A 7520-nucleotide genomic window follows, 5' to 3' on the forward strand; every position below is an offset into this window, starting at 1 on the left:
GGATCGAGTTTCCACGGCCGCTGTTCCGGCAGCGGCGGTGCAATCGCGCCGCCAGTGCCATCGGGCAGTTCGTAGAGATTGTAGGTGACGCCTTCGTCTTCGAGATACTGGCGGCCGCGTTCGGCGCGTTCCAGCAGACCGGCCGGACCGAGTTCGCTCAGGGTCGCGAGCAACGGTTGCCAGTGCCCACGGATCAGGCCCTGGCCGGTGACCATTTCGTCATAAGCCTCGGCCGGGATTCCCGAAGCCGCCGTGAGCTGAGAGTCTGGCAGCTGGGAAACCGGGGCCTTCAGGGGCAAATTCACACGGCTACCCTTCACGGTCCGAATCGGTCAGGAGTTTAACCCGTTCGCAGGTCGAGGGTAAGCGGCTGTTCGCGCGACAAGGCCGGTTGCGGCTGCGGCATGCGGCCCGGCGTGTGGCCCATGGCGAAAAAGCGGGCACGGCGACGCGCTTCGGCCTCGTTGGCATTGACCGGGAAAGTGTCGTAGCTGCGGCCACCCGGATGCACAACATGATAGGTGCACCCGCCGAGCGCGCGGCCCGACCAGCTGTCGAACAGGTCGAAGGTCAGCGGTGTGTGCACGCCGATGCCGGGATGCATGGCGGTCGGTGGCGCCCAGGCCTTGTAACGGATGCCGGCAACATATTCGCCCGGCACACCGGTGGGGCGCATCGGCACGGCGCGGCCATTGCAGGCGACGACATGCCGGCCATCGATCAGCCCCTTGATCTTCACCTGCAGGCGTTCGACGGAACTATCGACATAGCGGGCCGTGCCGCTGCCGGTCGCCTCTTCGCCCAGCACATGCCAGGGCTCGAGCGCTTGGCGCAGTTCCAGTTCCATGCCGCGCGCCGCCAGTTCGCCGATTTTCGGGAAGCGGAATTCGGCATGGGCAGCAAACCAGCCGGGATCGAAGCCGAAACCCTGCTGGTTGAGATCGTCCAGCACATCGTTGAAATCCTGCAGGCAGAAATGCGGCAGCAGGAATTCGTCATGCAGCCGCGTGCCCCAGCGGATCGGCTTGCGCGTGTAAGGCCGCTCGCCGAAGGTGGCGAGCAGGCCGCGCAGCAGGAGTTGCTGCGCCAGACTCATGCGCAGATCGGGCGGCATCTCGAAGGCCCGCAATTCGACCAGGCCAAGGCGGCCGGTCGGTCCGTCGGGCGAGTAGAGCTTGTCGATGCAGAATTCGGTGCGGTGCGTATTGCCGGTGATATCGACCAGCACATTGCGGAAAATGCGGTCCACCATCCATGGGGCCGGATTCGGATGCCGTGCGACTTCGTCGAAGGCGATCTGCAGGTTGACCAGCGCGTCGTCGCGGCCTTCATCCACGCGCGGATGCTGCGAGGTCGGCCCGATGAACAGGCCCGAAAAGAGATAGGACAGCGACGGGTGATTCTGCCAGTAGCCGACCAGACTGCGTAAAAGATCCGGCCGCCGCAGGAACGGGCTGTCGGGCGGCGTGGCCGCGCCCATCACCACATGATTACCGCCGCCGGTGCCGACATGGCGGCCGTCCAGCATGAATTTCTCGGCGCCGAGCCGGGTTTGCCGCGCTTCCTCGTAGAGGATCGTGGTTTTCTCGGCCAGTTCGCGCCAGTTGGACGAGGGATGGATATTCACCTCGATGACGCCGGGATCGGGCGTGACGCTGAAATTCAGCAGCCGCGCATCGCGCGGCGGCAGATAGCCTTCGATCACCACCTTTTTCCCGAGAGATGAGGCGGTATCTTCAATCGCCGCGACGAGATCGAGATAATCCTCCGCCTGCTCCAGCGGCGGCATGAAGACATGCAGCAGCCCGCCGCGCGGCTCAATGCACATGGCGGTGCGCACCACAGACGGATCGGATTGCTGGTTCTTCGGCTGCGGTACCTGCTCGCGCGGCGCCATGACGGCGGCGGCCTTACGGCCGCCCACCATGCGATAGGCCTGGCGGAACTGTTCATGCGACGGCAGCCGCGGTTGCGGCTGCATCGTGTCGGGCACATGCTGGAAGGGATAATCCTTCACCACCACCCAGGGCAGGCTGTCGAGCGGCAGGCGCAGCCCCATGGGAGAGTCGCCGGGCAGCAGATGCATGGTCTGCGGCCGGAAGAACCACGCGCCCGAGCGCCAGCGTTTCGCACCGCCCATGTCGTCACGCGTCAGCGGCAGGGCATAACCCACTACTGTCTCCAGCCCCTGCTCGAACACACGCGCCAGACGCGCGCGTTCCTGCGCATCCTTCAGACGTGACTGGGAAGGATCGACATTCACCGGCAGGCGGCGCTCGCGCCACAGGTAATACCAGGTGTCTTCGTAGCCGGGGATGCGATAGCCGGGATCAAGCTGCAACCGCTCGGCCAATGCGGCGGTGAAGATGTCGGCATCGGCGGGCGTTGCGCCAGCGCCGGCATCCTCATCGCCCGCCAGCAGCGCGCGGTCGCGCCAGACCGGCTCGCCATCCCTGCGCCAGTGACAACTGAGCGCCCAGCGCGGCAGCTGTTCGCCCGGATACCATTTGCCCTGGCCGTAATGCAGCAGTGCGCCGGGGGCGAAACGGTCGGCCAGCCGGCGCAGCAGCTGCCCGGCGAGTTTGCGCTTGTTCGGACCCAGCGCTGCCGTGTTCCACTCCTCGCCTTCCATGTCGTCGATGGATACAAACGTCGGCTCGCCACCCATGGTCAGGCGCATGTCGCCGGCATTCAGCCGCGCATCCACCGCGTCGCCGAGGTTCAGCATCTTCTGCCAGTCCTCATCCGAGATCGGCTTGGTGACGCGCGGCGTTTCGGCAAAGCGCGCCACCTTCATGTCGTAGGAGAATTCGACCTCGGCCTTTTCAATAGCGCCGGAAATCGCCGCCGCCGATTGCGGCTCGGGCGTGGCGGCCAGCGGGATATGCCCCTCGCCCGCCATGAGTCCGGAAGTAGGATCGAGGCCGATCCAGCCCGCACCCGGCAGATAGACTTCGACCCAGGCATGCAGATCGGTGAAATCCGCCGTCGGGCCCTCCGGGCCGTCGAGCGACTTCACATCGGCGACCAGCTGGATCAGGTAGCCTGAGACAAAGCGCACGGCGAAGCCGAGATGCCGCAGCACCTGCACCAGCAGCCATGACGTGTCGCGGCACGACCCGCTGCGCAGCTGCAGCGTCTGTTCCGCTGTCTGCACGCCGGGTTCCATGCGGATGAGATATTTGATCTCGTTCGAGAGCCGCTGGTTGAGGCCGACGAGGACATCGATCGTGCGTTTCTTCTCGCGCGGCACGGTGGCGAGCCAGCGGCCGAGCAGCGGACCGGGCGCATCGACACGCCGGAACGGCGCCAGGTCTTCCTTCAGATCGGGATCGTAGTCGAAGGGAAATTCTTCCGCTTGCGGTTCGAGGAAGAAATCGAAGGGATTGATCACCGCCATATCGGCAACCAGATCGACGGTGACTTCGAAATGGTCGGTGCGTTCGGGGAAGACCAGGCGGGCGAGATAGTTACCCTGCGGATCCTGCTGCCAGTTGATGAAATGGTCGGCCGGCGAAATCTTCAACGCATAGCTGACGATCGGGGTGCGGCAATGCGGGGCGGGCCGCAGGCGGACCACCTGGGGCCCGAGGCCGATCAGCCGGTCATAGCGATAGGTAGTGCGGTGATGCAGGGCGACCTGGATGCTCATGCGCGCTCTCGGCGGGATTTACGCAGACGATGCAATCGGTATGCCGATGCCCTGTCCAGCAGAAAACGACCGCGGAGCGCAAGAGTTGCCTCGGCAGAGCCGGGCCGGATGAAATTATAGGCAGGCCTAGAGGTGATTGAGGCCGTGATGTTCCAGCAGGTCGATCAGCAGCCGGGCCGACCGCAACCGGTGGGCACGGATCAGGCGGGTCGCAGTCTCGGCATCGCGCCGCCGCAACGCCGTCACCACGGCGGCGTGATCGTCGTTCGAGTTCACTGGTTTGGGCCGCAGCTGCAGCGTGGCCATGCGGGCGCGATGCGACTGCTCGCGGATCGTCTCCACCATCACGATCAGCCGCTGGTTGCCCGACATCTCGATCAGGCGACGATGAAAACGCGCATCGCCCTCGGCCCACCGTTCACGAGCATTGGGGGCGCGGTCATCCAGCGCCAGCGCCTCGCTCATTTCCGCCAGCAGCCGGTCGAGTTCGGCATTCTCCTGCGGCTGCAGCCCGCGCCGTGCGATGATGTCGACAGCGGTGGCCTCCAGCCCGGCCAGCAGGTCGTAGATCTCGCGCAGATCGGCGATTGCGATGGGCAGCACACGCATGCCGTGGCGCGGCCGCACTTCCACCATGCCCTCCTGCGCCAGGCGGATCAGCGCCTCGCGCACCGGCGTGCGGCTCATGCCGAGCCATTCGGCGGCCTGCTGCTCCAGCGCCTGGGTACCCGGCGGCAATTCGTTGTCGAGAATGCGACGCTTCAGTTCGTCATAGGCACGCCGCGTCTGCGACCGGCGCACGCCATTCTCATTGATCACGGCCGTGTTCATGGCTTTGCATTTCCCCCGCCTGCCGCGCCGCCCTTATCCGGGTGGTCGCCGCATCGGGCGCAGGATAGCGGAAGCGTTAAGCCGCCGGGTGCAAAATCTGCATAAACCTTTGGCGGTGGCGCGAGCTGGAGCCCGCCAATCCCTTAGCTGATCTGCTCCATAATGATGACGGGTGACATGGGGCGGGCGTTCTTTCGGGAACCGGGCCTGAAAAGCTGCGTTTTCCCAGGCATGAAACGCGTGCTCATGACGCTCACCGCGCTCGCCCTGCTCGCCGGCTGTTCCGGCGGCGACACCCGCCCGCAGGACGGCATTGTGCTGACCAAGCAAAGCAAGGAGTCGCCCGACTGGGGCCGCCACCTGCCGGATGTCTGGAGCGGCGTGCAGGCCTGTCTCGCCGCGCATCCGGTGCAGCCGGCCTATGCCACCGATGTGGTGCTGCAGAACCATGGCATGATCCAGGTGCGCCTGCGCGGCGCCGACCGCAGCCTGTATGAATGCAGCACCGGCACGACCGGCAGCCCGGCGCCGCAGATCACCCCAACCGAGCGTCGTCGCGTGCAGGGGCCTGCCTTTACGCCAGCCAGCATGGCCGAGCCCTATATGCGCTGCGGCACGCCGGAACCGGTGCTGAGCGGCACCGGCCGGCTGCTCGGCTGGCTCACCTATTTCACGCACGACTGCCCGCCGCGCAGCGTGGCCGCTGAAAACGGCTGGCGCGCCTTTGGCAATGAACCCTTCTGGAGCCTGCGCATCAGCGGCAACGATGTGGTGTTCGACCGGCTGGGCGAACTGCCGCAGAATTACAGCGCCAGGCGCCCCACCAGCGACGGCAACCGCCAGACCTGGTCGCTCGACAACGACGGCTCGCAATTGCAGGTCAGCATCACCGAAGGCGCCTGCGGCGACACCATGTCGAGCCGGAACTATCCCTATACGGCAGAACTGCGGTTTCAGGGCCGCCTCTATCGCGGCTGCGCCGAGAAGACCGCAGCCATTCCGTAATTGCCCTGCTCGACCCCTTTCTCTTGACTGGGGCGGCTATCTGCGGCACCCCTGCGGCATGAATGCCGCCGAACTGGAAAAGCGCCTGCTGTATCGCGACGGGCTGATGCTGGTGATCGACAAGCCGGCCGGGCTACCCGTGCATGCCGGCCCCGGCGGCGGCGACAATCTCGAACGCCACCTGAACTGGCTGCGTTTCGGCCTGCCCAAGCCGCCGTCGCTGGCACACCGGCTGGATCGCGACACATCGGGCTGCCTGGTGCTGGGCCGGCACCCCAAGGCGCTGCGCAAGCTGGGCAAGCTGTTCCAGGACGGCAAGGTGGAGAAAACCTACTGGGCGGTGACGCGCCACGCGCCGGCCGAAACGCGGGGCCAGATCGATGCGCCGCTGAAAAAGCTGAGCACCAGAAGCGGCGGCTGGCATATGGCGATTGCCGAGGATGGCCAGCATGCCGTGACCGACTGGCGCGTGCTGGGCACATCCCCCGATGGCCTGTGCTGGATCGAATGCCATCCGCGCACCGGCCGCACGCATCAGATTCGCGTGCATCTGGCGTCGCTGGGCGCGCCGTTGCTGGGCGATGCGCAGTATGGCGATGCCGCGCAGGAAAAGCCGCTGACCCTGCATCTGCAATCGCACGCCATTTCGTTACCGCTCTATCCGTCGCGCGAACCGGTGACAGTCAGTGCCGAGCCGCCATCGCATATGCAGGCGGCGTTGCAGACCTGCGGCTGGGTGAAAGAACCGCCTAAGGCTTCAGCACAAGCCTGATCGCATAGCCGACAATCCCGAGCGCCGCCACGCTGCCGGCCCACAGCGCCACGAACCACAGCAGGCGCTGCCACAAGGAACGAGGCTGATCTTCAGTGGTAATGGGCATGGGGATCGACCTTGCCGCGGAAGACGTAATAGGCGTAAGCCGTATAGGCGAGGATGATCGGCAGCAGGATCGCCGCGCCGACCAGCAGGAAGCCGAGCGAGGCATCGGGCGCCGCTGCGTCGTAGAAGGTGATCGAAGGCGGCACCATCAGGGGCCAGAAGCTGATGCCGAGGCCGATATACGACAGCACAAACAGCGCCAGCGCCGAGAGAAAGGGCTGCAGCGGTCGTTTGTAGTCGTGCAGCCCGCGCCACAGCGAACCGGCCGCCAGCAGCACCAGCAGCGGCATCGGCGCGGTCAGCGCGACATTCGGCCAGGTGAACCAGCGCTGCAGGAACTGCGAATCCAGGAACGGCGTCCACAGGCTGACCAGGCCGATCAGCAGCACCAGCCCGACGCTGAGCTTGCGCCCGAGATCGTAGCAGCGGTTCTGGATCTCGCCTTCGGTCTTGATCACCAGCCAGCAGGCACCGAGCAGCGTATACCCGACCACCAGCGAGATGCCGGTGAGGATGCTGAACGGCGTGAGCCAGTCCCACCAGCCGCCAGCGTAAGCCCGATCCGCCACCTTGATGCCCTGAATCAGGCCGCCGAGCGCGATACCCTGCATGAATGTGGCGGCCAAAGACCCGAGCGCGAAGCTCCAGTCCCACACCCTCTTCCAGCGCAGGGTGCGCCAGCGGAATTCAAAGGCGACGCCGCGGAAGATCAGCCCGAGCAGCATCACCGTCAGCGGCGCATAGAGCGCGGGGAGGATCGTGGCATAGGCGAGTGGAAACGCCGCCAGCAGCCCGCCGCCGCCCAGCACCAGCCAGGTTTCGTTGCCGTCCCAGACCGGCGCCACCGAATTCATCAGCACGTCGCGTTCGCGCTCTTCCGTGAACAGCGGGAACAGCATGCCGATGCCGAGATCGAAACCATCCAGCACCACATAAGCCAGCACAGAAAATGCAATCAGCCCGGCCCAGATCAGCGGAAGATCGAGTGTCATGGCCCTGTCCTCCGCCCTGTCGTGTGCTGTGCAGGCCCCGGCATGATGCCAGCCGCCCGTGTCGGCGCATCAGGTGCGGATTCTTCGACTGCACCCGGCGTCTTGCCCATCAGGCGCAGCAGATAGAAAACGCCGGCACCGAAGACGATGAAATAGACGA

6 protein-coding genes are annotated in these 7520 nt (G+C 65.5%); 2 read left to right on the plus strand and 4 right to left on the minus strand.

Annotation, left to right across the window (positions count from 1 at the left end):
- Nucleotides 1-340 precede the first annotated feature (340 nt).
- Together CTR53_RS15875 and CTR53_RS15880 are read right to left on the minus strand one after the other, a co-directional pair.
- Nucleotides 341-3652, minus strand: coding sequence for a DUF2126 domain-containing protein (locus tag CTR53_RS15875; protein WP_290815494.1), 3312 nt, complete (start codon nt 3650-3652; stop codon nt 341-343).
- Nucleotides 3653-3778: 126 nt separating this feature from the next.
- On the minus strand, nt 3779-4483 hold the full coding sequence (locus CTR53_RS15880) for a GntR family transcriptional regulator (RefSeq protein ID WP_290815496.1): 705 nt from the start codon (nt 4481-4483) through the stop codon (nt 3779-3781).
- 231 nt (nt 4484-4714) lie between these two features.
- On the opposite strand from CTR53_RS15880, the gene CTR53_RS15885 reads away from it, so the two are divergent.
- Both CTR53_RS15885 and CTR53_RS15890 read left to right on the plus strand, forming a co-directional pair.
- Nucleotides 4715-5488 carry a lipoprotein gene (locus CTR53_RS15885; protein WP_290815499.1) on the plus strand — a complete coding sequence of 258 codons (774 nt, stop codon included), beginning with the start codon at nt 4715-4717 and terminating at the stop codon, nt 5486-5488.
- Nucleotides 5489-5546: 58 nt separating this feature from the next.
- Nucleotides 5547-6260, plus strand: coding sequence for an RluA family pseudouridine synthase (locus CTR53_RS15890; RefSeq protein WP_290815502.1), 714 nt, complete (start codon nt 5547-5549; stop codon nt 6258-6260).
- On the opposite strand, the gene CTR53_RS15895 is transcribed toward CTR53_RS15890, so the two are convergent.
- Nucleotides 6238-6369, minus strand: coding sequence for a DUF2474 domain-containing protein (locus CTR53_RS15895; RefSeq protein ID WP_290815505.1), 132 nt, complete (start codon nt 6367-6369; stop codon nt 6238-6240). The two genes, CTR53_RS15890 and CTR53_RS15895, sit on opposite strands and share 23 nt — an antisense overlap.
- Entirely contained in the window at nt 6353-7360 is a 1008-nt protein-coding gene (gene cydB, locus CTR53_RS15900) for a cytochrome d ubiquinol oxidase subunit II (RefSeq protein ID WP_290815508.1), read from the minus strand. The genes CTR53_RS15895 and cydB overlap by 17 nt, the downstream gene beginning before the upstream one ends.
- Nucleotides 7361-7520 lie beyond the last annotated feature (160 nt).

It is taken from the genome of Ferrovibrio sp. (genome assembly GCF_002796975.1).
GTDB lineage: Bacteria > Pseudomonadota > Alphaproteobacteria > Ferrovibrionales > Ferrovibrionaceae > Ferrovibrio.